Below are 23,833 nucleotides of genomic sequence, written 5' to 3' on the forward strand. Positions count from 1 at the left end.
CGGCGGCCTCAGGTGTAGACGTTGCGACCGTAGTCCTCGCGGCCGACCTGGAAGTCGTCCGGCCGGTCACGGCGGAGTTCCTCGTACCGCAGCGAGAAGACGTCGATTGCCTCGTGGAGGGTGCGACCCGACGCGTCCATGATCGCCTTCAGTGCGAGGACTATCCGGTGGTCGAGGATGTGGCGGTCCACGGTGTCGGGCAGGTCGTCCATGAGCCGACCGTACCGACAGGTGCCTGGCTGCGCCGAGCCATTTTCGGTTCCTGTCGCCTGCCTGTCAGTACGGCGCGAGGACGCAGAATTCGTGGCCCTCCGGGTCGGTCAGGCAGGTCCATGGGACCTCGCCCTGGCCGAGGTCGAGGTCGGTGGCGCCGAGGGCGCGGAGCCGGGCGACCTCGGCCGCCTGGTCGTCGCCCGGGTGGGGCAGCAGGTCGAGGTGGACGCGGTCGGGCACGGTCTTCATGTCCGGGGTGCGGATGAACTCGAGGTACGGGCCGACGGCCTTCGCGGAGCGCAGCGTGGCGTGGTCGTCGGCGACCTCGTGGACGGTCCAGTCGATGGCCGCGCCCCAGAACCGGGCCATGGCGCGCGGGTCGGCGCAGTCGACGACGATCGCGGCGATCGGGCCGGTGTCGCGGTAGACCTCGCGGGGTTCCAGGACGCAGAACTCGTTGCCCTCGGGGTCGGCGAGGACCGTCCACGGCATGTCGCCCTGGCCGATGTCGACGGGTGTGGCGCCGTGGGCGCGCAGGCGTTCGACGAGTTCCGCCTGGTGGGTGGCGGAGGTGGTGGCGAGGTCGAGGTGCAGCCGGTTCTTCGTCGCGGTCTTGGGTTCCGGGACGGGGACGACGTCGATGCCGACGTGCGTCGGATCCGGCCAGACAAGGCCGCCGGCCGGGCCGACGTAGCTGGTCACGCCGGGGAAGTAGGCGGTCCAGCCGAGTGCCTCCGCCCAGAACCTGCCCACGGCCGGGGCGTCGAGGGCCTTGATGTTCACCTGGACGGGTCGCAGCGCCATGCCGGCGATCCTACGCATCCGGCCGGCCGCGAGCGGGTGGGCTCAGCTGTCGCCGCCGCCGCTGTCGCCCGCCTTGGTGATGCTCCGCCGCCGGTTGCCCTTCTCCAGTTGGCGCAGTGTCTCTCCCAGCACGACGGTGACGGCGGCGACGGCCCGTACCCAGCGGGGCCCGCCGCGGTCGGCCCAGATCACGCACACGCACCCGCCGGCCACCAGCGCCAGCACGCCGACCAGCACCGCACCCAGCATGTTCCCTCCTCGGGGACCACGGCCTCCTCGTACACCGTCAATGTCCCACACGCTGGCCGCTCCCCCGCGTCGGGGCGGCTCGGCCACGCCGGGTGAGGGGCGCGCGGGTCGTCGGCGCCCGCCGGGCGACGGTCCGTCCGGCGGGGTGCCGGGGTGCGGGAGTGATGGGGGCCGGGTTGGATGACACCGTGGAATGCGACGGAGCCGCCCGCGAGCCGAACCCGTGGACCCTGCCCGCCATCGTGATCGGTGGTGGGCTCCTGATCGCCGGCCTGGTGTGGAGCAGGTTCGTCCTCGCGCCGGCACTGCCGTGTGCGTTCCTGGGTACGGCCTTCGCCTGCGCCGGCCTGCGGCGGGCCCGGCGCACGGGAGGCGGGCGCCTGGGCGCGTGGACCGGCCTGGTGCTCTGCGCGGCCGCCGTGGTGGCGGGGGCGATGGCGCTGACCGCGTTGGCCGAGAGCTACGACGGCCTGTAGGACGGCGCCGGGGCAGGGGGTCGCGCCGATCCGGCACACCGTCTGCCGCATCCCGGAAGCCCGGCGCGGGGCGGGTCAGGGGCCCGGCGGCGGGGCGAGGACCATGGCGGTGAGGTGGTCGAGGGCGGCGCGGGCGTCCGGATGGTCGAGGTGGCTCTCGGGGGCGGTGTCGGGTGCGACCCTGCGGAGTTCCAGCCAGCCGAGGTAGGTGGCGTAGGCGGCGAGGGCGCGGTGACGAGCGGACGCCGGGTCCAGTCCGAGGTCGGTGAACACCTCGGTGAGGTAGTCGAGCCGGGTGGCGGTGACGCGCGCGACGACGGCCGCGACGGCGGGGTGTGAGGTCTGGGTGGCGAGCGCCGGTTCCAGGCCGGCGATCTCCTCGCTGCCGAGGGCCTCGGCGAAGAGCGCCCTGGCCCGGACCTGGGGGTCGGGGACACCGCGGAGGGTGTCGATGACGTCCGTCGTCGCCTTCTGTTCCCAGGTTTCGAGTGCGGCGACGAGCAGCGCCTCCCGGTTCGCGAAGTGCCAGTAGAAGCTGCCCCTGCTGACGGCGAGTTCACGGGCGAGGACGTCCACGGCGACCGCGGCGACGCCGCCGCGGGCGAGTGCTCCGAGTGCCGCCATCGTCCAGTCTTCTCTGCTGACTCTGCCCTTGGCCATGTTCCGTACAGTACTGTACGGAACATCCGTACAGTGGTGTACGGAACTGCCGGGCAGTGGCGGTCCCGCGCGCCGGGGAAGGGGCGACACGATGAACGTGCTGGGATGGCTGCTGGACGAACCCCCGGTCGAGCGGGCGAGCGGAGGGCCGACCGCCGACCGCTCCCGCGGCCCGGCGGCCGCCGGGGCGCTGGCGGCGGGCGGACTGCTCGGCGCGGCGGCGTTCCACGCGGTCTGGGTCGTCTCCCCCTGGCCGCTGGGCTCCTGGGCGGAGTTCGCCGAGCTCGTGGTCGGCGTGCCGGAGGCCGAACTGCCGTCGGCTCCGGCGACCGCGGCGGTGGCGGTCCTGCTGTCCGCGGCGGCCTGGCTGGTCGTCACCGCGGCCCGGCCCGGCCGCAGGTTGGCGGCCTCCCGGCTGGTCCGCTGGGGCGCGTGGACCGTCACCGGCATCCTCGCCCTGCGGGGCCTCGGCGGGCTGCTCGCCCCGGCACTGGCACTCGGCACGGCCCCCGACGGCTTCCGCCGCTGGGACCTGCTGCTCTACTCGCCGCTCTGCACCGCTCTCGCCGCGCTGACCGCCTTCGTCCTGCTCCGCACCCGTCCGGTCGGCACCCCCGACGGCGCGGGCGATGAGGGCCCGTCCGGCGGATCGGCCCGAGCGTGATCGCAACCCGCCCCGCCTCGCTTCGCGCCGCACCGGAGAGGGGAAAGCAGGGACCTGGCTCGCATCTGCCAGCAAAGAAACACCATAACCCGGGTATCTGCGCATCCTGACGGGGTACCACTCCGGGGACCTTGGATCCCGGCTCCCAGGAGTGGCCCGTGAGCAGAACCGACGCACCGCCCGCAACGCTCCGCCTGCACGGGCTGCTGGACGAGCCCGCCGAGTTGACGGTGGAGCACTTGCGCGCGCTGCCCTCGCACCGGGTGGAGGCCCGGTTCAACTGTCTGGGCAGTGGTGAGCAGCGGCACCGGTTCGACGGCCCGCGGCTGTGGGACGTGGTGCGGGCGGCCCGGCCGCGGGTGGATCTGCGCGGGCGGAAGGAGCGGCTGCGGTTCCTGTTGACGGTGACGGGTGCGGACGGGCACGTCGCGGTGGTGTCGTGGGCGGAGATCGACCCGGATTTCGGGGGTCAGCAGATCCTGTTGGCGACCGGTGTCGACGGCGTTCCGTTGGACGGGGCGGGTCCGCAGCTGGTGGTGCCGGCGGACTTCTGCGGGGCGCGGTACATCAGCGGGGTCACCGAGGTGTGGGTGGGCCGGTTCGGGGACTGACGGGTCGGCGGTCGTCGGCCGGGGCCGGGCCGGGTCGGGTGATCACCCAGGTGTGCGGCGGCGGCGCGGTGCGGATCACCAATGGTCTACCGGCGGGTCGCGCAGCAGGCTTTCAGCGCCCCCTCCGGCCGTACCGCCGGGGCGGGGCCGTGACCCTCACCCACCCTGCAGAAGGGATTCCTCGATGTCCATGGCCACTTCCGGTCGGGCGTTGGCGCTCGCCGCCGTTCTGGCGCTGGCGCTGCCGGCCGTCGCGTACGCGAACTCCGTCGGTGTGACGGTGAAGACGCCGGGTGCCACCTCCGGGCCTGCTGCGACGTTCGCCGAGATCTCCACCCACGCGGACTGCGCGAGCGGCCTGATCTCCGGTGGCGGCATCAACCAGGCGATCGGGACCGGGACTTCGTCCAACGGCAACCACGTGAACGGCACCTCGCCGAGCCCGGACGGCTCGACCGAGTACCTGGGGTCGACCGGTGTGGTCGGCACCGACGTGACGCACTGGCTGGCGATCGGCGGCAGCGGCGGCGCGGTCAACGCGTCGTTCTCGACCACGCCGTACGCGGTGTGCTTCAGCAGCAGCCTGATCGGCCACACCCAGGTCGTGATGAACAAGATCTCCGGACCGTCCTCGGCGGCCACCGTGGGCCTGGTGGTGGCGAGTTGCCCGTCCGGCACCCGGCTGCTGGGCGGCGGCGCGCGGACCACACCCGCGAGCGTGGGCAGCCTGAAGCCGATCGCCTCGTACCCGACGTTCAACGACTCGGCGCACGACTACGGGCAGAAGGCCGCCGCGAACGGCGAGACCAACCCCGACTCCTGGGCCGCGGTGGGCTGGAACGGCGGCGGCGGTGGCGGGAGCAACGCCACGTACGCGTACGCCATCTGCAGCGGCAACGGGATCAACGTCGGCGGTGCCACGGTGACCGTGCGCTTCGCGGAGGCGAGCGGGCCGAACAGCGCGACCTCGGGGCAGACCGTGACGGTCGGCTGCGGCGGGGGCGACGGGAAGCTGATCAGCGGCGGTGCAGCGATCAGCGGCGGCAACGTCACCACCACCGACTTCACCGGGCCCGGTTCCGGCGGTGACCACCTGAACGGCAGCTACCCGAGCGACTCCGGCGGCTCCCCGGTCGCGGACGGCACCACCACCGCCGCTTATTGGACGGCGTACACCCACACCGGCGGTGTGGGCTCCAGCAACAACCACTCCGACGTGTGGGCGCTCTGCGCCGACGACGGCATCTGACCCACGCACCTGTACACGCTGAACGCCCCGAGAGGCATCGACTCCCCTTGAACAGAACCACCCTGACCGCTGTCGTCGGCACCACCGGCCTGCTCGCCGCCGCCCTGGTCCCGGTCGCCGCGGCGTCCGCCGCCCCGCCGTCGCCCCAGGCGGCGTCCCCGTGCGGCGCCGGCGGCGTGTTCACCGTCTCGCCGCCGACCTGCAGCTACTCGGCGGCCGGCACCGACACCTTCACCGTCCCGGACGGGGTCACCGCCGTCACGGTCGACCTGTTCGGCGCCGAGGGCGGCAGCGCCGCCGGGTACGTCGCCCCCAATCCGCCGAACACCGGCGCGCCCGGCGGCCCGGGTGGCGAGAGTCGCGCCACCCTGGCCGTCCGCCCGGGCGAGCGGCTGCAGTTGACGCTGGGTGCGGCGGGTACGCCGGGCACCTCGCGGCACGGCGAGTTCGCCCGCCCGGGCGGGTACGGGCACGGCAGCGGCGGGGGCGGCGCGCACGGCGGCGGCGGTTCCGGGGGCGGCGGGTCGGACGTCCGGACCGGTGCGTTCGGGCCGTCCGACCGGGTGCTGGTCGCCGGTGGCGGCGGGGGCGCGGGCAACGGCGGTCCGCTGCTGCACGGCGGCGCGGGTGGCGGCCCGGTGGGCGAGGACGGCGGCCAGGGCGGCGGTCCGGACGGTTCGGGTGTCGCCGGGGGCGGCGGCGAGAGCGCGCCCGGTGCGGGCAGTCCCAACTCCGCGCTGGGCGGCCCGGGTGTCCCGGGTGGCGACTACGACATGTGGACCGGCCTGTACAACCCGGGCAGCGGCGGCACCGGGGGCAACGGCGCCCGGGGCGGCAACGGCGGCGGGGGCGGTGGCGGCGGCTGGCAGGGCGGCGCCGGTGGCTCGGGCGGCGGCAATCCGGGCAACCTGTACGGCGCGGGCGGCGGCGGTGGCAGCAGTTGGGCGGCGCCCGGCGCCACTGATGTCAGTCTGCTCCGGGGCGTCAACCACGGCGCCGGCCGGGCGACCGTCACCTTCCGGTACGGCAGCACCACCACGCTGACCGCCGACGAGCGGAACCCGCTGTTCGGGCACCCGGTGACCCTCACCGCGACCGTCGCCTCCGCCGCCGGCACCCCGGACGGCACGGTGACCTTCACCGACGGCACGCGGGCGCTCGCGACCGTCCCGCTGACCGACGGCCGGGCGTCGTACACCACCGCCGCGCTGCAGCCCGGCGCGCACCCGGTGACCGCGAGCTTCGGCGGCTCACCGGACGTCGCGCCGAGCGGCACCGCGCAGCCGCTCGACCTCGCCGTGGGCTTCAGCGGGCCGTGCCTGACCACGGCGCACCACGGTCCGCTGGCCGTGGACGCCGGGAGCGCACTGTGCCTGGGGCCCGGCGGCAGCCAGAACGGTCCGCTGACGGTGCGGCCGGGCGGGGCGCTGGCCGTCCTCGGCGCACGGCTCGACGGCCCGCTCACCTCGGACGGGGCGCTCGCGCTGACCGTCTGCGGCTCCACGCTGAGCGGGCCGGTCACGGTCCGCACCAGTGCGGGCGAGGTCCGCCTCGGCGCGGGTGCGGACGGCTGCGACGGCAACACCGTCACCGCGCCCGTCCGGCTGACCGACAACGCCGGTCCGGTGCTGCTGGACGGCAACACCGTCACCGGGCCGCTGCGCTGCGAGGGCAACGCCCAGCCGCCGGCCCTGACCGGGAACACCGTGTCCGGTCCGCGTTCCGGCCAGTGCCGCTGAGGCACCGGCCCACCGCTCCCCGCCCGGCCCGACGGTTCCTCCCCCGTCGGGCCGGGCGGGGCCCACATCCATGAGCCCGCTCAGGCGGTCGCCAGCGCGACCTCGGTCGACTTGATCAGCGCGACCACCGACGAGCCCTCGGCCAGGCCGAGCTCGGCGCAGGCGTCGGCGGTGATCGCGGCGGTCAGTTCGCCGCCGGCCACGGTGACCTTCACGGCGGCCATCGCCTCACCGGTGGAGACGCCGGCCACCGTCCCCGGCAGCTGGTTGCGGATGCTGACCCCCGCAACCGGCCCGGTGGCGAGCGCGACCTCGGTGGCCTTGACCAGCGCCCGCACCTCGCTGCCCTCCCGCAGGCCGAGCTCCCGCACCGCGTCCCGGGTGACGGCGGCGGTCAGCTCGCCGCCCCCGCCGGCCAGCCGCACCCGGACGGTGGCCATCGCCTCGCCCTCGGCGACCGAGGTCACGGTGCCGGACAGCTGGTTGCGGATGCTCAGACTCATCGGGACTCCTCGGGTTCGCAGGCCGCACCCGCTCCGGCCCCGGCCGCGCGGCCGGGCTCCGATCATGCGGCTCCCGCCGGGCCCGGCCAAGCAGCCCCGCCCGAGTGGCGGCGCGCGTTCCTCCGGTCGGCTCAGAAGGCGTCGTCGGGCATCTCCAGGACCGTCCGGTCCAGGCTCTCCAGGAGCTGGAACTGCGCCTCGGTCCGGGGCAGTTCGTGGCGGTAGAAGAACCGGCAGGCGTGCCGCTTGCCGTCGTGGAAGGCGCTGGTGGAGCCCTCGGCGGCGAGGAGCTGCTCCAGCCACAGCCAGGCGACGACGGTGTGGCCGACGGCCTCCAGGTAGGCGGTGGCGTTGGCCAGGGCCGTCTCCGGGTCGCCGGTCGCCCACAGCCGGCCGGTGACGGTGACGATCCGCTGGAGGTTCGCGTCGAGGCGCGCCGCGTACTCGGCGGCGTCCCCGCCGGCGGCCTTCGCCCGGTCGACGGTCGCCGAGGCGGTCTCCACCAGCAGGCGCAGGCCCGCGCCGCCGTCCATCACCACCTTTCGGCCGAGCAGGTCCAGCCCGTGGATCCCGTGCGTGCCCTCGTGGATCGGGTTGAGCCGGTTGTCGCGGTAGAACTGCTCGACGTTGTACTCCCGGGTGTAGCCGTACCCGCCGTGCACCTGGATGGCGAGGCTGTTGGCCTCCAGGCACCACTGCGAGGGCCAGCTCTTGGCGATCGGGGTGAGGACGTCCAGCAGCAGGTGGGCGCGCGCCCGGTCCTCGGGCGTGGCGGCGGTGCGCTCCTCGTCCAGGAGTCGGCCGCAGTACAGCACGAGCGCCAACGCGCCTTCCGCGTAGACCTTCTGGGCCAGCAGCATCCGGCGCACGTCGGCGTGCGCGATGATCGGCACCTGCGGGCTGGCGGCGTCCTTGGCACCGATCGGGCGGCCCTGCGGCCGGGTACGGGCGTACTCCAGCGCGTGCAGGTAGCCGGTGTACCCGAGTGCGGTGGCGCCGAGCCCGACGCCGATCCGGGCCTCGTTCATCATGTGGAACATGTACGCCAGGCCGCGGTGCTCCTCGCCGACCAGGTGGCCGACGGCGCCCGGCTCCCCGCCCGGACGGTGGACGCCCTCGCCGAAGTTGAGCAGCGTGTTGGTGGTGCCGCGGAAGCCCATCTTGTGGTTGAGCCCGGCCAGGACGACGTCGTTGCGCTCGCCGAGCGCGCCGTCCGCGCCGACCAGCACCTTGGGCACGACGAACAGCGACAGGCCCTTCACCCCGGGCGGCCCACCGGGGATCCGGGCCAGCACCAGGTGGACGATGTTCTCGGACAGCTCGTGCTCGCCGCCGGAGATCCACATCTTGTTGCCGAACAGCCGGTACGTGCCGTCGGCGCGCGGCTCGGCCCGGGTGCGGATGTCGGCGAGCGAGGACCCGGCCTGCGGCTCCGACAGGCACATGGTGCCGAAGAACCGCCCGTCCACCATCGGTCGGACGTAGGTGTCGATCTGCTCGGGGCTGCCGTGCGCCAGCAGCAGGTTGGCGTTGCCCACGGTGAGGAACGGGTACGCGGCCGTGCCCGGGTTGGCCGCCTGGAACCAGGCGAAGCAGGCGTTCGCCACCACGGCCGGCAGCTGGGCACCGCCGACCTCGTGGTCCATGGCGCTGCCGAGCAGGCCGGTGGAGGCGAAGACGGCCAGCGCCTGCTTCACCTCCGGGATCATGTGGACCCGCTCGCCGTCGAAGCTCGGCTCCTCGGCGTCGTTCCGCTTGTTGTGCGGGGCGAAGTGCCGCTCGGCGACCTGCTCGCTGAGCTCCAGCGCGGCGTCGAAGGTCTCCCGCGAGTGGTCGGCATACCGCGGCCGCGTCGTGAGCGACTGGACGTCCAGCCATTCGTACAGCAGGAAGTCCAGGTCACGGCGGGAGAGCAGCAGGGAGGTCATGGGGCGCACCCTTCCGATTGACTAAGCGCTTGCTTAGAGTACGCCAGCTACGCGGGTTCCAACAGGACGGTCGGCAGGGCGCCGCCGACGACCGCCTCCTTCGGCAGCGAGAGCCCGAAGACCTCGTCGAGGACGCCCAGCGCCGCGCGGTGCACCTCCCGCTCCTCACGCTCCGGGTCCGGCAACCCCGCGGCGGCGAACAGCGCCTCCAGCCGGGCAGCCGTCGCGGGGTCGCCCTCGACCCCCTCGTAGCCCCAGGAGGAGTCCAGGTGGAGGTTGAAGGAGACCGCCGGGCGGCCGTCGTGGAAGTACGCGAACTGCGGCGGGACGAGCTTGCCGTTCTCCTCCTCGCACTCCAGCAGGAAGACGTGCGCGCCACCGTCCGACACCGGGCCCGGCGGGGCGAACTCGCCCTGCCAGCCGCCGTAGGCGACGGCGTACACCCACTCCCCGGCGTGGCCGACGCGCAGGCCGACCCCGTCCAGGAAGTAGCCGTAGGCCTCGTCCATGTGCGCGAGCAGGGAGTCTCCGGTGTGCTCGCCAACCGCCACGACCTCGTGCGGCCCGGGGTAGGTGAGCGTCGCCGCGAGCCGGGCGGTGAGCTCGTCGGCGGTCAGGCCCCGGGCGAGCACCACGCGGTACCCGCCGAAGGCGATGGACTGGGGTGCGGCGAGCCAGGTCGTTCCATCCGTCATGACGGCCCATCCTGGCCGGTCCCACTGACAACGCCTCACGGGTTTTCCGGAAACGTCGAGTCAACATGTTCCGTTCAAGCTCCGATTACCCGACCATGTCACCGTACGGCTGCGCCTACGCGCGTAGCGCGCTCCCTCTGTTACCCCTCTGGCACGAGGAGTGTTGACACGTGATCAGATCCACGACCGCCGCCCGTCCCCTGGCGCTCGCCGCCGCCGCGCTGGTGGTGCTCGCCGGCGCGAGCGCCGTCCCGCACCGCGCCGCCGCGGCGGAGAGCTCGACCGCCGTGGCCGCCGCGACCCCCAAGCGGATCCTGTTCGACAACAGCAAGGGCGAGACCGCGGGCAACGCCGACTGGATCATCTCCACCAGCCAGCCCGACCCGCTCGGCCAGAACGCCAACCCGAGCACCGAGACCTCCTGGACCGGCGCCGTCTCCGCCTGGGGCGTCGCCCTCCAGAAGACCGGCCAGTACAGCCTGAAGACCCTCCCCTCGGGGTCGACGATCACGTACGGCACCGGCGGCGCGCTCGACCTCGCCAACTTCGACGAGTTCGTGCTGCCCGAGCCGAACATCCGGCTCAGCGACGCCGAGAAGACCGCGGTCATGAAGTTCGTGCAGAACGGCGGCGGCCTGTTCCTGGTCTCCGACCACACCGTCAGCGACCGCAACAACGACGGCTGGGACTCCCCCGCCATCATCAACGACCTGATGACCACCAACAGCGTCGACAACACCGACCCGTTCGGCTTCTCCGTCGACCTGCTGAACATCGCCAACGAGAACCCGCGCGCCGTCGCCGACACCACCGACCCGGTGCTCAACGGCTCCTTCGGCAAGGTGACCGGCTCGATCATCCGCAACGGCACCACCTTCACCCTCAAGCCCGCCGACAACCCGGCGGTCAAGGGCCTGGTCTACCGCAGCGGGTACAGCGGCAACACCGGCGCGTTCTTCGCCACCTCCACCTTCGGCAGCGGACGCGTCGCCGTCTGGGGCGACAGCTCCCCGATCGACGACGGCACCGGCCAGTCCGGCAACACCCTCTACGACGGCTGGAACGACCCGGCCGGCACCGACGCCGCGCTCGCCCTCAACGCGACCGCCTGGCTCGCCCAGGGCACCGGCTCCGGCACGGGCACCGTCACGCTCGCCAACCCGGGCTCCCGCACCGCCACCGTCGGCACCGCCACCAGCCTCCAGCTCTCCGCCACCGACACCGCCGGCGGCACCCTCTCCTACAGCGCCACCGGCCTGCCCGCCGGGCTGAGCGTCAACGCCTCCACCGGCCTGATCAGCGGCACGCCCACCACCGCCGGCACCTCCACGGTCACCGCCAAGGCCACCGACTCCACCGGCCCGTCCGCCACCGCCACCTTCAGCTGGACGGTCAACCCCACCGGCGGCAGCTGCACCCCGGCCCAGCTGATCGCCAACCCGGGCTTCGAGACCGGCTCCACCTCGTCCTGGACCGAGACCAACAGCGGCGGCACCTCCACCATCAACAGCAGCTCCAGCGAGCCGCCGCACTCCGGCACCTACGACGCCTGGCTCGACGGCTACGGCACCACCAACACCGACACCCTCGCCCAGACGGTGACCCTGCCGACCGGCTGCAGCACCTACACCTTCAGCTTCTGGCTCCACATCGACAGCGCGTCGTCCACCACGACCGTCTTCGACAAGCTGACGGTGACCGCCAACGGCACCACCCTCGCCACCTACTCCAACGTCAACGCCGCCGCCGGCTACCAGCAGCGGACCTTCAACCTCTCCGGCTACGCCGGCCAGAGCGTCACCCTGAAGTTCACCGGCGCCGAGGACTACACCAAGCAGACCTCCTTCGTCCTCGACGACATCAACGTCAACGTCTCCTGACACCGCTCCACCGCGTCACCCGGTCTCCCGCCCCACCCCGGGGCGGGAGACCTCCGCGTCTCAGGGGCGAGTGCGCAGCAGCAGGACGGCGATGTCGTCGCTGCGCGGGAAGTCGTGCGGCCAGGCCCGCAGGAGGATGTCGACGAGCGGGTCGAGCCGTCCGTCCTCCGGCTCGCCGAGGTCGCTGAGCAGGGCTGCGCACTTGGCGAGCTGCCGGTCGAGGTCGATGCCGGGGGCCTCGACGAGTCCGTCGGTGTAGAGGCCGATCAGGGTTTCGGGCGGCAGGTCGAGCTCGGTCAGCGGGTACTCGGGGTCGGGGACGGTGCCCAGCAGCGGGCCGGGGGCGACGTCGGCGACGGTGCAGGGGCCGCCGGGCGGCCGGAGCAGCGGGGGCAGGTGGCCGGCGCTGGCGAGCAGCGCGCGGTGGCGGACCAGGTCGAGCCGAAGGTACAGGCAGCTGGCGAGCAGGTCGGTGTGCAGGTCGTCGAGGAGGCGGCTGGTGCGGGCGAGGACCTGGTCGGGCGGGGCGCCGGCGCTGGTGTGGGCGCGGATCGCGGTACGGACCTGGCCCATCATGGCGGCCGCGGCCACGTTGTGGCCCTCCACGTCGCCGATGACGGCGATGACGGTGTCGTCGTCGATCCGGATGAGGTCGTAGAAGTCGCCGCCGATGTCCATGCCGCGGGTGGCGGGCAGGTAGCGGGCGACCGCTTCGAGCTTCGGGTGCCGGTCGAGGGCCCTGGGCAGCAGCGCCTCCTGCAGTCCGTGGCCGATCCGCCGCTGTTCGTCGTAGAGGCGGGCCCGGTCGAGTGCCTGGGCGATCAGTCCGGACAGCGAGGTGAACACCGCGCGCTCACCCGCTTCGAAGGTCCGCTCGCGGTCGTAGGCGAAGAGGCAGCAGCCGGTCGGTTCCTGGTGGGTGACCAGCGGGAGGACGGCCCAGGCCGGCTTGCCGGTGAGTTCGGCCAGCCGTGGGTGGAAGCGGTCGGCCTCGGCGGCCGAGCCGAGGAACCGGGCCCGCCCTCCGCCGGCGGCCCGGGCCGCGGCGCCGTACACGGTGTCGAGCGGCGGGCCGGCCGACGGCTCGGCCGCGCCCGGCACGAACCCCGCGTGGCCGATCATGAGCAGCCGGCCGTCGCGGATCTTGCAGAGCACCGCGCCCTGGGCGTCGAGGACGGGCGCGACCTGCTCGGTGACCACCTCGGCGACGTCCAGGACGGTCGCGGCCTCGGTCAGCGCCGCGGCGACGTGCACCACCTGGTAGAGGTGGGCCGCGCTCCGGGGCGGCCCACCGGACCCGAGGTCGGCCCGCATCCGCACCGCGGCCGGCCCGGTCTCGGGCTTGCTCAGCAGGACGGTGATCCCGCTGCCGTCCGGGTAGAGGCGGAAGAGCAGGCTCTCGTCGGGCGGCCGGACCACGGTGAACGACACCGGCTCGCGGCTCAGCAGGGCAGCCCGGTAGCCGTCCTCGCAGACCGGGTTGTCCAGCCAGGGGACGGAGTGCCAGGGGAGCGTCCCGAGCAGGTCCGCCTCGGTGCTCCCGAGGAGCTCCGCCGCCCGGGGGCTGAGGTAGCTGAAGCGGCCCTGCAGGTCGAGCCCGCAGGCGCCGACCGGCAGCCGTTCGAGGGCGTCGGCGGCGGCGAGGGCGCGCTGGGACGGGTCCTGCACCGGGGAGGCGGCCACCAGGACGCGGGGCTCGTGGGGCGGCAGCGGGAGGCGCCTGCGTGCCTCGGCGTCGATCAGGCGGGCCAGGCGGTGCGCGCCGGCCGCGATGTTCCGGCGCTCGCGGGCATTGGTGACCGGCGGGTGCGTGGGGGGCCACATCAGCAGCAGGATCCCCCAGCGGTGCGCCCCCGTGATCGGGAGCGCACCGAGGGCGAACGGGTACGGCAGGGCGGCCGCGACCCGGGGGTAGACGTGTGCCATCTCCTCCTGGCTGCCGACCCACACGAAGCGCTGCTCGCGGTACGCGTCCGTACCGGGGAGCGGGGCGGGGATGGCAGCGCTCAGCCACGGGCTCATCAGGTCGAGCGGGAGTCCGCTGAGCAGCGCGAGCCGCAGCATGCCCGGGTCGGCGTCGCGCAGGTAGACGGCCCCGGCGATCGCCCCGACCTGGCGCATGCACTCCTGGAACGGGGCGTCCAGGTACGCCACCGCGTCCGCGTCCCCGCCCGCGTCCGGTGCCGGTCCGTGCGCCCGCGTGGCGACACCGCCCATACCAGGGACACTAGGCCTCCGCCCGTCCGGCCGCACCCCGGGCCGGAGGGGTACGCCATGGCCGCCCCTCTATCATGATCCAAATGACGGAACCCGCGGAACCCACCGGCTCCATCGACCTGGTCGTCCTCGACTGCGACGGCGTCCTGCTGGACAGCGAGCGGCTCGCCGTCCGGGTGGACGCGGTCGTCCTGGCCGCGCTGGGCTGGGAGTTGAGCACCGAGGAGATCGTCGAGCGGTTCGTCGGCCGCTCGCACGCCTCGATGGTCGCCCAGATCGAGTCCCACCTCGGCCGGAGCCTGCCGGCGGGCTGGGAGGCCGAGTTCCAGCCGCTGTACGACGAGGCGTTCGCCACCGAACTGGTGCCCGTGGACGGTGTGGAGGCCGCGCTCGACGCGATCGACCTGCCCACCTGCGTCGCCTCCAGCAGCAGCCACGAGCGGCTGCGCGCCACCCTCACCCGGACCGGCCTGCACCACCGCTTCGCCGGGCGGATCTTCAGCGCGAGCGAGGTCGCGAACGGCAAGCCCGCCCCGGACCTCTTCCTGCACGCGGCCGCCGCGCTGGGCGTCGATCCGGCCAGGTGCGTCGTCGTCGAGGACAGCAAGTACGGCGTCGCCGCCGCCCGCGCCGCCGGGATGCGGGCCTTCGGCTACGCGGGCGGCCTGACCCCGGCGGACTGGCTGGCAGGACCGGACACCGTGGTCTTCGACTCGATGGCCGAGCTCCCCGGACTGATCAGCGAAGCCGCCCGCCGGCCGCCGCGCCGCTGACCGCCGCGTCGGCGGCCGCTCGGGGCCCCGGCAGGCCGGGGGCGCGGTCGGTGCCGGTGCCCGCGACGGCGAGGACGGTCGCACGCAGCCGCTCGTTGAGGTCCGCCATGGTCGCGCGGGCCTGCGGGGTGTCCACGTAGATCGAGTCCATGTGCAGACCGTCCAGGTCGCGGTGGAACCAGGCACAGGTGCCGTTGGTGCGGGCCGACCAGACGTGCGTGGTGGGCCGCCAGCGGTCGTGCCGCTCGGCGCCGGGACACTTACGCATGTCGATGTACGAGAAGAAGTTGACCGCGTAGGGCCAGGAGTTCGCGGCGAACTCCTCCGGCGCGAGGAGCTCCCAGGCGCGGACGAACGGCACCTCCTGATGCCCGATCATCTCGGTGAAGGCGGCCCGCACACCGGTCAGCACCTGGGCGAAGTCCCGGTCCGCGGAGGCGTCGAACTCGATCGGCAGGGTGTTGACGAACCAGCCCATCGAGTTCGCCCAAGGCCCGTGGCCGCGCTCGCTGACCGGCATCAGCCCCCGATAGGTGCCCGGCCCGCCCGCCTCGCGCAGGCCGATCGCGGTGGCCGCGAGCACCCCCATGAACGGCCGGCCGCCCGCCGCCACGCACTGCTTCTCGAACAGCTCGGCCTCCTCCGCGTCCAGCAGCGTGCACGCCTCGCCGACGGTCGGGTACATCCGGCCCGGGAGCACCCCCAGGTCGAGCGGGAAGCGCGGGAAGAACCCGCCGTTGCGCGCCGTGAACGACTTCCAGTACCCGAGCCGGTCGTCGTCCGCGTCGATCGACAGGTAGCGGCGGCGCTGCTCGGCGGCGAAGTCGAAGTAGCTGGGCGCGGGCGGCAGGTCGGGCTCCTCACCGCGCAGCGCCGCCTCGTACGAGGTCTGCAGCTCGTTGACCACGATCGGCATCGACATGCCGTCGCAGACGATGTGGTCGAACGCGAGGAAGACCGTCGCGCAGTCCGCGCGCAGCACCGCGCCGCAGAGGAACAGCGGCCAGGACAGGGTGTCGATGCGCGCGCGGAACCAGTCGGCGAGCATCGCACCCGGCGGGGTGTCGTCGCCGGCGAGCTCGTGGAGCTCCAGGGCGAGGTCCTCGACCGGGCCCGGGCGTCCGGAGAGCTCGCCGTCCAGGCGCTGGAAGGCGCTGCGCAGCACCTCGTGGCGGCCGATGAAGTCCAGCAGCACACGGGCCATCACCGGCTCGTCCAGGGCGCCCTCGACCTCGAACGTGACCGCGATCCAGGAGGCGGGGCGGTCGGCGCCGGGGCGGGTGCACTCGGCCGCGGTGTAGTGCTTGTCCTGGTTGAAGGACGCCTTCCGCGACGGCGGCTCCTGCGCCGTCGCGTCCGGCCCGGGGGCTGCGGTGGAGCGCAGCCTCCACTCCACGACCCGTCCGGGGGTCAGCCGGTACACGTCCAACGGGAACTGCCGCATGCTCGTCATCCCTTCCGCCCTGCAGGGGGCCGACCCCCGGGTGCCCTAACGAGGACCGGTACCGGGAGATGCCGTACCGGTGGCCGGCGGGTGGACGAGGTGGACCGTTGGAGTGATCCGCACGCCGCCGGACGACGACGGGTGTTCGGAACCGGTCCGATCGTTCGGTCCGCGGAGCCGGTCGCCGCGGTCCGCCACGCCGAGAAAAGCCGTACCGGAGGTGTCAGCTCGTCAGGCCTTCGCGCCAGCGGCGGGCGGCCTCGGGCGCGTTCGGGGCCGTTTCGATGAGGTGCAGGAGGCGCCAGGCCACGCCGAAGCACTCGTCGGGGCCGAAGCAGGCCGCCAGGGCGTGGGCCTCCTCGTCGGTGACGGGGCGTTCGACGAGTTCCAGGAGGTCAGCGGCGCGGTCGACGCGGACCTCCAGGGCCTCGTCGGGCTCCTCGTCCTCGGAGGGGAGCGTGCCCAGGGCGATGAAGTCGGCGACCTCCGGACGGATCACGACGCGGCCTCTCTGTCGGGGGGGTGGAAGCGCCGGGGCGGCGTCGCCGCAGGCTACCGCGCCGCTGCGACGACCGGTCGGCGCACCGGGGAACCTGAGGGACCGTCCGTTCGTCCAAGGACTGGCCACAAGATCCACGGAGAGGAGCCCGAACGGTGCGGCGAATAGCGACACGGCTGGTGCAGACGGCCGGGGCGATGGTGGCCCTGGCCGCCGTGACGGCGCCGGCGGCACCCCACGCGGCGCTCGCGGCGGACGCCGCGGCCCCGGCCGCGTACGCGGTGAGCAGTGCCGCGCCGACCACGCTGCCGGTCGACGGGACGCCGCTCGACGGCGGTGGTACGCGGCAGCTGCCGCAGCCGCCCGCGGCACCGGACCCGGCGGCCGGGCCCGGTACGTCGGCACCCACCGTTCCGGCGGGCGGCGGGGCGCGGCTGCCGTCCACGGTCTTCGACGCGTACCGCAGGGCGGAGAGCTCGCTCGCCGTCTCCTCCCCCGGCTGCCACCTGCCGTGGCAGCTGCTCGCCGGGATCGGCCAGGTGGAGTCCGGGCACGCGGACGGCGGGCGGGTGGACGCCGCGGGCACCACCTGGACGCCGATCCTCGGGCCGGTGCTGGACGGGAACGGCTTCGCCGCGATCCGCGACACCGACGGCGGCCGGTACGACGGCAGCGCGGCGTGGGACCGGGCCGTCGGCCCGATGCAGTTCATCCCCTCCACGTGGGCGGTCTGGGGTGCGGACGGCAACGGTGACGGTGTGAGCAACCCGAACAACGTGTGGGACGCGTCGCTCGCCGCCGGCCGCTACCTCTGCGCGGGCGGGCGGGACCTGGCCGATCCGGCGCAGCTCGACCGGGCGGTCCTCGGCTACAACCACTCGACGGAGTACCTGCGGACGGTCCGGGCCTGGATGGTGCACTTCCGGGCGGGCGCGTCCGTCGTCGCGGACGCGCTGCCCCGCCCGGCGACCGCCTCGCCCACGCCGTCGCCCTCGCCCACCGCTCCGGCACCCACGCCGACGCCCTCGCCCGGCCCGACCACCGGCACCGGCACCGGCACCAGCACCGGCACCGGTTCGACGCCCGTGCCGTCGTCGACCGCGCGCCCCTCCGCGTCCACCAGCGCCTCGCCGTCACCGTCCCCGACGCAGTCGCCGACACCGACTCCGTCGCCCTCGCCGAGTGGCTCGCCCACCGCCTGCCCGTCGCCGGTGCCGTCGCCCTCGGCGTCCCCGTCGGCCGGGCCGAGCACCACGGCCTCGCCGTCCGCGGCACCCACCGCGACCGCGTCGCCGACGACGGCGTCGACGCCCGCGCCACTGGCCGCCGTCCCGGGCTGCCCCACCCCTTCCCCGACCCCGTCCCCGAGCACCACGGCAACGGCCACCGCGTCGCCCACGCCGTCGTCGACCCCGCAGCCGCGCTAGGACCCGGCCGCACGACGTCCGGGCGCCGGCGGGGCACGAGCCTCGCCGGCCGCCCGTCGCGGGTACGGCGAACGGCCGCACCTGAACGGCCCTGCGTCGCGGGCGAACGGCGCGGATGCGTCGTTTGATGCACAGATGGTGAACCGACGGAGCTTCCTCGCCCTCACCGCGGTCTCGGGCCTCGCGGCGGCCTGCCGGACGGCGGACAGCCGGCCGTCGCCCCCGCCGGCGGTCGACACGTCCGTGCCGCTGCCGGTGCCGCCGCTGCTGCATCCGGAGCCGGACGGCGACGGGGTGCGGCAGTTCGAGCTGACCCTGCAGGCCGGGCGGACCGAGATCCTGCCGGGGCTGTCGACGCCCACCTGGGGGTTCAACGGCGCGTTCCTCGGCCCGACGCTCCGCGCGGGCCGGGGGGACGTCGTCCGGGTGACGGTGCGCAACACGCTGCCGGAGGCAACGTCCGTGCACTGGCACGGGATGCACCTGCCGGCCGCGATGGACGGCGGACCGCACCAGACGGTCGAGCCGGACGCCGTCTGGACGCCGAGCTGGACGGTCCGTCAGCCGGCCGCGACCCTCTGGTACCACCCGCATCCGCACGGCAGCACCGCCCTGCACGTCTACCGCGGACTGGCGGGGATGTTCATCCTCGATGACGGCGAGGAGCACGGGCTGCCCACCGCGTACGGCGTCGACGACGTCCCGCTGGTCCTGCAGGACAAGCGGTTCGCGGCCGACGGCTCGCTCGCGGGCGACCCACTGGGCGGGTTCTACGGCATCCTCGGTGACCGCATGCTGGCCAACGGCACCCTGAACGCGCGCTTCGACGTGACCACCGAGCGGGTCCGGCTGCGGATCCTCAACGGCGCCAACGCCCGGATGTTCAACCTGGCGTTCGCGGACGGTCGCCGGTTCCACGTGGTCGGCAACGACAGCGGCCTGCTGTCCGCCCCCGTGGAGGTGGACCGGCTGCCGCTGACCCCGGGCGAGCGGGCCGAGGTGGTGGTCGCGTTCGCCCCGGACGAGCGCGTCGTGCTGCGCACCCTCGACAACGGCGTGGACCTCGCCAAGGGCAACTTCGACATCATGTCGTTCGCCACGGCGTCCGAGCTCGCCCCCTCGCCCGCGCTGCCGGCGCACCCGGCCGACCTGCCTCCGATCACTCCTCCGTCCGGTGCGAGGGTCCGCACCTTCACCCTCAACGGGCGCGACACGATCAACAGCAAGCAGATGGACATGGACCGGATCGACGTGGTCGTGCCGGCGGGCGCCACCGAGGTCTGGGAGGTCGCGACCGGGGGTTCCTCGCACAACTTCCACATCCACGGCGTGGCGTTCCAGGTCCTGGAGGTCGACGGCGCCCCGCCGGACGCCTCCGCGGCCGGCTACAAGGACACCGTGTTCGTCCGGTCCCGGTCGAGCGCGAGGCTCGCGGTGCGGTTCGGCACCGACACGGATCCGGCCCGGCCGTACATGTACCACTGCCACATCCTGCGGCACGAGGACGCGGGGATGATGGGCCAGTTCGTCGTCGTCGAACCGGGTACCGAGAGCGGGGTGCCGCGCACCCTGGCGCCCGGGGCCGGTCACCACCACTGAGGGCCCGGGGCGGTGGGTCGGGACTGGGTGTCGGGTCAGGGTGTCGGCATCGCTGCTCCTCTGGCCTGGATCGTTGCGTGGGCGGCCGGTCCGCCGCTTCCCTGACGGCGGATAGGCTGGCGCCCGGCTGCTGCGGCGCCGGTCACCGCCCCCCATCCTTCGGGTGGGTCGGGAGCACCGGCAAGGTGTTGCCCGTTGACAGGGCGGAGTGTCAACACCTGGCAACCGCACGCCGTGCGGCAGCGGCGGGGCAGCACGGGGCTGCGTGGCGGGGAGTGGAGCGGGGGCCTGGGGCAGGTGACGTTCGGGGAGCGGCTGCGACGGCTGCGGGAGGAGCGCGGGGTCTCGCTGGCGGAGCTGGCCCGCGCCACCAACTACAGCAAGAGCTACTTGAGCCGGGTGGAGACGGGCGCGCGGCACGGCACCGAGGCCCTGGCGGCGTGCTGCGCCGAGGCCCTGGGGGCGGACGTCGCGCTGCTGGGCCCGGTCGGCGGCCCGGACAGCGGACCGGCGGGTGGTCCGACAGGCAGCCCCGTCGGCGGCCCGGGCGGAGCCGGCCGGGCCGACGGCCTGCCGGTGCCCGGCCGCCGCCTGCCGGCCGTCCCCACCGAGCGGTCGGCCGCCGCGTTCGCCGCCCCGCCCGGCGTCGCCCTGCCCGGCGTCGCCCCGGTCCCGGTGCAGCTCCCGCCCGCGCCGGGCGTGTTCGCCGGCCGCGAGGCGGCGCTCGCGGAGCTGGGCTCGGCGCTGGCGGCGGTGCGGCCGCGCTGGGGCGAGGGCGGGCCGCGGATCTGGGTGGTCGACGGGATGGGCGGGGTCGGGAAGACCGCGCTGGCCGTGCACTGGGCGCACCGGGTGCGCTCCCGCTTCCCGGACGGGGTGCTGTTCGGCGACCTGGCGGGGCACGGCAGTTCGGGGGCGCCGCGGGAGCCGGGCGAGGTGCTGGACGGGTTCCTGCGGGCGCTGGGCGTGGCCGCCGAGCTGATCCCGCCGCGGCCGGCGGACCGCAGCGCGCTGCTGCGTACGCTGCTGGCGGAGCGCCGCGTGCTGCTGGTGCTGGACAACGCGGCGGCGCCGGCCCAGGTGCGTCCGCTGCTGCCGGGGTCGCCGGGCTGCCTGGTGCTGGTGACCAGCCGGACCAGGATGGCGGGGCTGGTGGCGCGGGACGGGGCGCGCCGGGTGACGCTCGGTCCGCTGCCGGAGGAGGCGGCGGTGGAGGTGCTGCGCCGCACGCTGGGCGCCGGGCGGGTGAACGCCGATCCGCCGGCCGCCCGTGAACTGGTCCGGCTCTGCGGCCGGTTGCCGCTGGCGCTGCTGGTCGCGGCGGAGCGGGCGGTGTCGCGTCCGGGTGTGACGCTGGCGCGGGTGAACGAGGAGCTGCGCTCGGGCCGCGACCGGCTGCGGGTGCTGGCGGCGGCGGACGACGGGGACTCGGCGCTGCGGGTGGTGTTCTCCTGGTCGTACCGGGCGCTGGCGCCGGAGCCGGCCCGGGCGTTCCGGCTGTTCGCGCTGCATCCGGGTGCGGCGCTGACGGCCGACACGGCGGCCGCGCTGCTGGGCACCACGGCGGCCAACGCCTGGGAGCTGCTGAACCTGCTGGCGGACGTCCACCTGATGGAGGTCGACGCCGCCGAGCGGTTCCGGCTGCATTCGCTGCTGCAGGTGTACGGCCGGGAGTTGGCCGAGGCCGAGGACTCGGCGCGGGACCGGACGGCGGCGCTGGACCGGCTCTACGACTGGTACCGGCAGGCGGCGGACGCGGCCGGCCGGCTGCTGGAGCCGGGCGGCCGGGCGGTGGTGGCGCGCCCGCTGCCGGGGGTGCGGCCGCCGGTGTTCGACTCGTACGAGGACGCGGTGGCGTGGTGCGAGACGCACCTGCCGGACCTGCTGTCGGTGATCCGGTACGCGGCATCGGTGGGGCGGCCCCCGGCGGCGTGGCAGCTGCCGTTCGCGCTGTGGTCGTTCTTCCACCGGCGCCACCACCGGGCGGAGTGGCTGAACGCGGCGCGGATCGCCGTCGCGGCGGCGGCGGACAGCGCCGATCCGCAGGCGCTGACGGTGTCGCTGGTGCTGCTGGGGACGGCGCAGGTGCACGCGGGGCGGCCGGGCGAGGCGGAGGTCCACCTGCGCAGCGCCCTGGCGCGGTGCGCGGCGGGCGGGGCGGACGCGGAGATCGAGTGCGCGGCGCGCAACAACCTGGCGGAGCTGATGCTGCGCCAGGGCCGGGCGACGGAGGCGCTGGAGCTGCTCGCTCCGGCGCTGGCGCTGTCCCGGGCGACGGGCTACCGGTGGGTGGAGCGGGTGACGCTGACCAACCTCGGGGACGCCTCGCTGCGTCTGGGGCGGTTCGCGGACGCGGAGCGGCTGCTGCTGGAGGCGCTGCTGCTGCGGTCGGGCAGCGGCGACCACCACGCGGAGGGGCTGGCGCTGCTGCACCTGGGGACGGTTCACCGGGTGCGGGGCCGGCTGCCGCAGGCGCTGGGGTGCCTGCGGCGGGCGCTGGAGCTGCACCGGGTGGCGGGCGACCGCTGGGCGCAGGGACGGACGCTGGAGCAGCTGGGTCACGCGTGCGCGGCCGCCGACGGCCAGGTGGAGGCGGTCCCGCTGTGGCGGGAGGCGCTGGAGGTGATGACGGAGACCGGGGATCCGCGGGCCGAGGTCCTGGCCGAGCGGCTGCGCGGCCCGGGTACGGCGCTGCCCGCCCGGCTGCCGGCCGGGCGGGCGCAGGGGTGGTCGGTCACGCGCCGGGGGTGAGGAAGCGCTCGCGCACGCGGTTGACGGTGCGGAAGTCGTCGATGGTGACGTCCTGCAGGTCGATGCTGTCGCCGGTGAGGTCCTCCAGCAGGTCGACGAACTCCAGGAAGTCCATGGAGTTGATCAGCCGGCCGTCGATCAGGTCCTCGTCTGCGCCGATCGGGCCGTCCAGGTCGGGGTTCTTCTCGTGCAGCCAGGCGGTGATGGGGTCCATGCGGGTGGTGCTCCTGTCGGGTGTGCGGTGATGGCCGTGGTCAGGTCGACCGGTTCAGGCGCGGGCGGCGTCCAGGCGCTCCAGGGCGGCCTCGGCGCTGCCGTGGGTGAGGATCATGGCGTGCACCCAGCGCTCCAGCCCGAACGCGACGCAGGCGCTGTGGGCGGGGCCGTGCTCGCCGGCCCGGATGGCGAGGCGGTCGCCGAAGAAGTTGCGGTGCCGGTTGACCGAGGCGATGGCGGTGCCGTCGGGGGCGCTGAACTCGTGCTTGACGGGGTCGAGCTTCATCAGGCGCGCGCGGGAGCCGCCCTGGTCGTAGAACGGGTCGTCGGCGGCGGCGCGGGTGAGGTCCAGACCGAGGCGTTCGGCGGTGGCGGTGATGAACGCGGCGCCCAGCTCCAGGTGTTCGGCGGCGCCCTCCCGGCTCCCCAGGTACAGGACCTCGCGCATGTGGAAGCCCCACAGCCGGCGCAGCCCGTCGTAGTGGGTCTCGTTGCGGAAGCACCGGCCGCTCGCCGACAGCCGTACGCCGTCGCCGACGTCCTGGCCCTCCAGGGAGAGCAGCAGGCCGTAGCAGGTGGCGGAGGGCAGCAGGTGGCCGGTGGGCTCCAGCGGCCGGCCCTCGGGGCTGCCGCCGGCGGCGAGGCCGGCGTGGGTGTCGGCGGTGAAGCGTCCGGCACTGACGCCGAGGTGCGGGAAGTTGCGGAAGTAGTCGAGCTTGGCGAGTCCGTCGACGGCGAGCAGCGGCGGACCGATCACCTCGGGCGCGGCGAGTGTGCCGGCCAGGCCGGTGAGGAGTTCGTCGAGTCCGCGCAGCAGGGCGGTGCGGACGGGGTCGAGGGTGACCAGTCCGGGTCCGGGGTCGGCGAGTTCGACGCCGGGCACGGCAATGGTACGGGTGGTGCTCATGGCAGGGGTTCCCTCTCGGCGGGAGCGGTCGGGGACGGCGGGCGCGCACGGGCGGACGGCTGGTCCCGCCGTGCGGTGGGCCGTGGTGGTGAGGTGCGGACGGCGCGGATGCGGGCCGTCGTCGGCGCGTGGCGTACCGCAGCGAAGGTGCGGAGAGCGGGCCGACGCTCCGTCAGGGACCGGAGTCGAGGGGGACATTAGGCCAGCCTCTCGCCAAATGTCTAGACCAACCCGGCGTCACAACGTGCTCCACCCCGATCCACCTGCGGTTACCGATCAGGAACTTGACAAGTCGCATGGTCTGGACCAATGCTGACGACCGGAAGCGG

22 protein-coding genes are annotated in these 23,833 nt (G+C 74.4%); 10 read left to right on the forward strand and 12 right to left on the reverse strand.

From position 1 onward, the window contains the following. Nucleotides 1–8: 8 nt before the first annotated feature. From ACGFX4_RS35010 to ACGFX4_RS35020, 3 genes are all read right to left on the reverse strand, one after another. Nucleotides 9–212, reverse strand: coding sequence for a hypothetical protein (locus ACGFX4_RS35010; RefSeq protein ID WP_393083441.1), 204 nt, complete (start codon nt 210–212; stop codon nt 9–11). Nucleotides 213–276: 64 nt separating this feature from the next. Beyond that, the gene (locus tag ACGFX4_RS35015; RefSeq protein ID WP_393083444.1) at nt 277–1,017 is read right to left on the reverse strand and encodes a VOC family protein; all 741 of its coding nucleotides are present in this window, start codon (nt 1,015–1,017) and stop codon (nt 277–279) included. A 42-nt stretch (nt 1,018–1,059) separates the two neighbouring features. Continuing rightward, the gene (locus ACGFX4_RS35020; protein WP_393083447.1) at nt 1,060–1,266 is read right to left on the reverse strand and encodes a hypothetical protein; all 207 of its coding nucleotides are present in this window, start codon (nt 1,264–1,266) and stop codon (nt 1,060–1,062) included. 188 nt (nt 1,267–1,454) lie between these two features. Between ACGFX4_RS35020 and ACGFX4_RS35025 the strand changes: the two genes are divergently transcribed. Continuing rightward, nucleotides 1,455–1,742, forward strand: a complete 288-nt coding sequence (locus tag ACGFX4_RS35025) for a hypothetical protein (RefSeq protein WP_393083450.1) — start codon at nt 1,455–1,457, stop codon at nt 1,740–1,742. A gap of 75 nt (nt 1,743–1,817) precedes the next feature. On the opposite strand, the gene ACGFX4_RS35030 is transcribed toward ACGFX4_RS35025, so the two are convergent. Continuing rightward, nucleotides 1,818–2,402, reverse strand: a complete 585-nt coding sequence (locus ACGFX4_RS35030; RefSeq protein ID WP_393083453.1) for a TetR/AcrR family transcriptional regulator — start codon at nt 2,400–2,402, stop codon at nt 1,818–1,820. Between the two features lie 91 nt (nt 2,403–2,493). Here ACGFX4_RS35030 and ACGFX4_RS35035 point away from each other — a divergent pair, with 91 nt between their 5' ends. The 4 genes from ACGFX4_RS35035 to ACGFX4_RS35050 all read left to right on the forward strand — a co-directional run bounded on the left by ACGFX4_RS35035 (nt 2,494) and on the right by ACGFX4_RS35050 (nt 6,665). Continuing rightward, nucleotides 2,494–3,066: a DUF3995 domain-containing protein gene (locus ACGFX4_RS35035; protein WP_393083456.1), complete on the forward strand. Its 573-nt coding sequence runs from the start codon at nt 2,494–2,496 to the stop codon at nt 3,064–3,066. Nucleotides 3,067–3,224: 158 nt separating this feature from the next. Then, on the forward strand, nt 3,225–3,677 hold the full coding sequence (locus ACGFX4_RS35040; RefSeq protein ID WP_393083459.1) for a molybdopterin-dependent oxidoreductase: 453 nt from the start codon (nt 3,225–3,227) through the stop codon (nt 3,675–3,677). A gap of 190 nt (nt 3,678–3,867) precedes the next feature. Further along, nucleotides 3,868–4,926, forward strand: coding sequence for a hypothetical protein (locus tag ACGFX4_RS35045; protein WP_393083462.1), 1,059 nt, complete (start codon nt 3,868–3,870; stop codon nt 4,924–4,926). A gap of 47 nt (nt 4,927–4,973) precedes the next feature. Then, nucleotides 4,974–6,665: an Ig-like domain-containing protein gene (locus ACGFX4_RS35050; RefSeq protein WP_393083465.1), complete on the forward strand. Its 1,692-nt coding sequence runs from the start codon at nt 4,974–4,976 to the stop codon at nt 6,663–6,665. Nucleotides 6,666–6,745: 80 nt separating this feature from the next. Here the strand turns inward: ACGFX4_RS35050 and ACGFX4_RS35055 are convergent, their stop codons facing one another. From ACGFX4_RS35055 to ACGFX4_RS35065, 3 genes are all read right to left on the reverse strand, one after another. Continuing rightward, nucleotides 6,746–7,168 carry a molybdopterin-binding protein gene (locus tag ACGFX4_RS35055; RefSeq protein WP_393083468.1) on the reverse strand — a complete coding sequence of 141 codons (423 nt, stop codon included), beginning with the start codon at nt 7,166–7,168 and terminating at the stop codon, nt 6,746–6,748. A gap of 131 nt (nt 7,169–7,299) precedes the next feature. Continuing rightward, nucleotides 7,300–9,096, reverse strand: a complete 1,797-nt coding sequence (locus tag ACGFX4_RS35060) for an acyl-CoA dehydrogenase (RefSeq protein WP_393083471.1) — start codon at nt 9,094–9,096, stop codon at nt 7,300–7,302. A 47-nt stretch (nt 9,097–9,143) separates the two neighbouring features. Then, nucleotides 9,144–9,791, reverse strand: coding sequence for a hypothetical protein (locus ACGFX4_RS35065; protein ID WP_393083474.1), 648 nt, complete (start codon nt 9,789–9,791; stop codon nt 9,144–9,146). A gap of 170 nt (nt 9,792–9,961) precedes the next feature. Here ACGFX4_RS35065 and ACGFX4_RS35070 point away from each other — a divergent pair, with 170 nt between their 5' ends. Further along, on the forward strand, nt 9,962–11,671 hold the full coding sequence (locus tag ACGFX4_RS35070) for a putative Ig domain-containing protein (protein ID WP_393083477.1): 1,710 nt from the start codon (nt 9,962–9,964) through the stop codon (nt 11,669–11,671). Between the two features lie 60 nt (nt 11,672–11,731). Here ACGFX4_RS35070 and ACGFX4_RS35075 read toward each other — a convergent pair whose 3' ends face one another. Then, nucleotides 11,732–13,888: a SpoIIE family protein phosphatase gene (locus ACGFX4_RS35075; protein WP_393083480.1), complete on the reverse strand. Its 2,157-nt coding sequence runs from the start codon at nt 13,886–13,888 to the stop codon at nt 11,732–11,734. An 83-nt stretch (nt 13,889–13,971) separates the two neighbouring features. Here ACGFX4_RS35075 and ACGFX4_RS35080 point away from each other — a divergent pair, with 83 nt between their 5' ends. Further along, nucleotides 13,972–14,661 carry an HAD family hydrolase gene (locus ACGFX4_RS35080; RefSeq protein WP_393083482.1) on the forward strand — a complete coding sequence of 230 codons (690 nt, stop codon included), beginning with the start codon at nt 13,972–13,974 and terminating at the stop codon, nt 14,659–14,661. Here ACGFX4_RS35080 and ACGFX4_RS35085 read toward each other — a convergent pair. Together ACGFX4_RS35085 and ACGFX4_RS35090 are read right to left on the reverse strand one after the other, a co-directional pair. Continuing rightward, complete coding sequence (locus ACGFX4_RS35085; protein ID WP_393083485.1) at nt 14,627–16,105, reverse strand: condensation domain-containing protein; 1,479 nt, start codon at nt 16,103–16,105, stop codon at nt 14,627–14,629. The two genes, ACGFX4_RS35080 and ACGFX4_RS35085, sit on opposite strands and share 35 nt — an antisense overlap. A gap of 223 nt (nt 16,106–16,328) precedes the next feature. Beyond that, nucleotides 16,329–16,604, reverse strand: coding sequence for a hypothetical protein (locus tag ACGFX4_RS35090; protein ID WP_393083488.1), 276 nt, complete (start codon nt 16,602–16,604; stop codon nt 16,329–16,331). A gap of 155 nt (nt 16,605–16,759) precedes the next feature. Between ACGFX4_RS35090 and ACGFX4_RS35095 the strand changes: the two genes are divergently transcribed. The 3 genes from ACGFX4_RS35095 (at nt 16,760) to ACGFX4_RS35105 (ending at nt 22,381) form a co-directional block, all read left to right on the forward strand. Continuing rightward, a complete protein-coding gene (locus ACGFX4_RS35095) occupies nt 16,760–18,031 on the forward strand; it encodes a lytic transglycosylase domain-containing protein (protein ID WP_393083491.1) in 1,272 nt (423 codons plus the stop codon). Between the two features lie 135 nt (nt 18,032–18,166). Then, nucleotides 18,167–19,630, forward strand: a complete 1,464-nt coding sequence (locus ACGFX4_RS35100; RefSeq protein ID WP_393083494.1) for a multicopper oxidase family protein — start codon at nt 18,167–18,169, stop codon at nt 19,628–19,630. 195 nt (nt 19,631–19,825) lie between these two features. Continuing rightward, nucleotides 19,826–22,381, forward strand: a complete 2,556-nt coding sequence (locus ACGFX4_RS35105; protein ID WP_393083497.1) for an ATP-binding protein — start codon at nt 19,826–19,828, stop codon at nt 22,379–22,381. On the opposite strand, the gene ACGFX4_RS35110 is transcribed toward ACGFX4_RS35105, so the two are convergent. Next, entirely contained in the window at nt 22,365–22,595 is a 231-nt protein-coding gene (locus ACGFX4_RS35110) for an acyl carrier protein (RefSeq protein WP_345695064.1), read from the reverse strand. The genes ACGFX4_RS35105 and ACGFX4_RS35110 overlap by 17 nt on opposite strands. 54 nt (nt 22,596–22,649) lie before the next feature. Then, nucleotides 22,650–23,504 carry a hypothetical protein gene (locus ACGFX4_RS35115; protein WP_393083500.1) on the reverse strand — a complete coding sequence of 285 codons (855 nt, stop codon included), beginning with the start codon at nt 23,502–23,504 and terminating at the stop codon, nt 22,650–22,652. Nucleotides 23,505–23,833 lie beyond the last annotated feature (329 nt).

The organism is Kitasatospora sp. NPDC048365 (assembly GCF_043200835.1).
Taxonomy (GTDB): Bacteria; Actinomycetota; Actinomycetes; order Streptomycetales; family Streptomycetaceae; genus Kitasatospora; species Kitasatospora terrestris.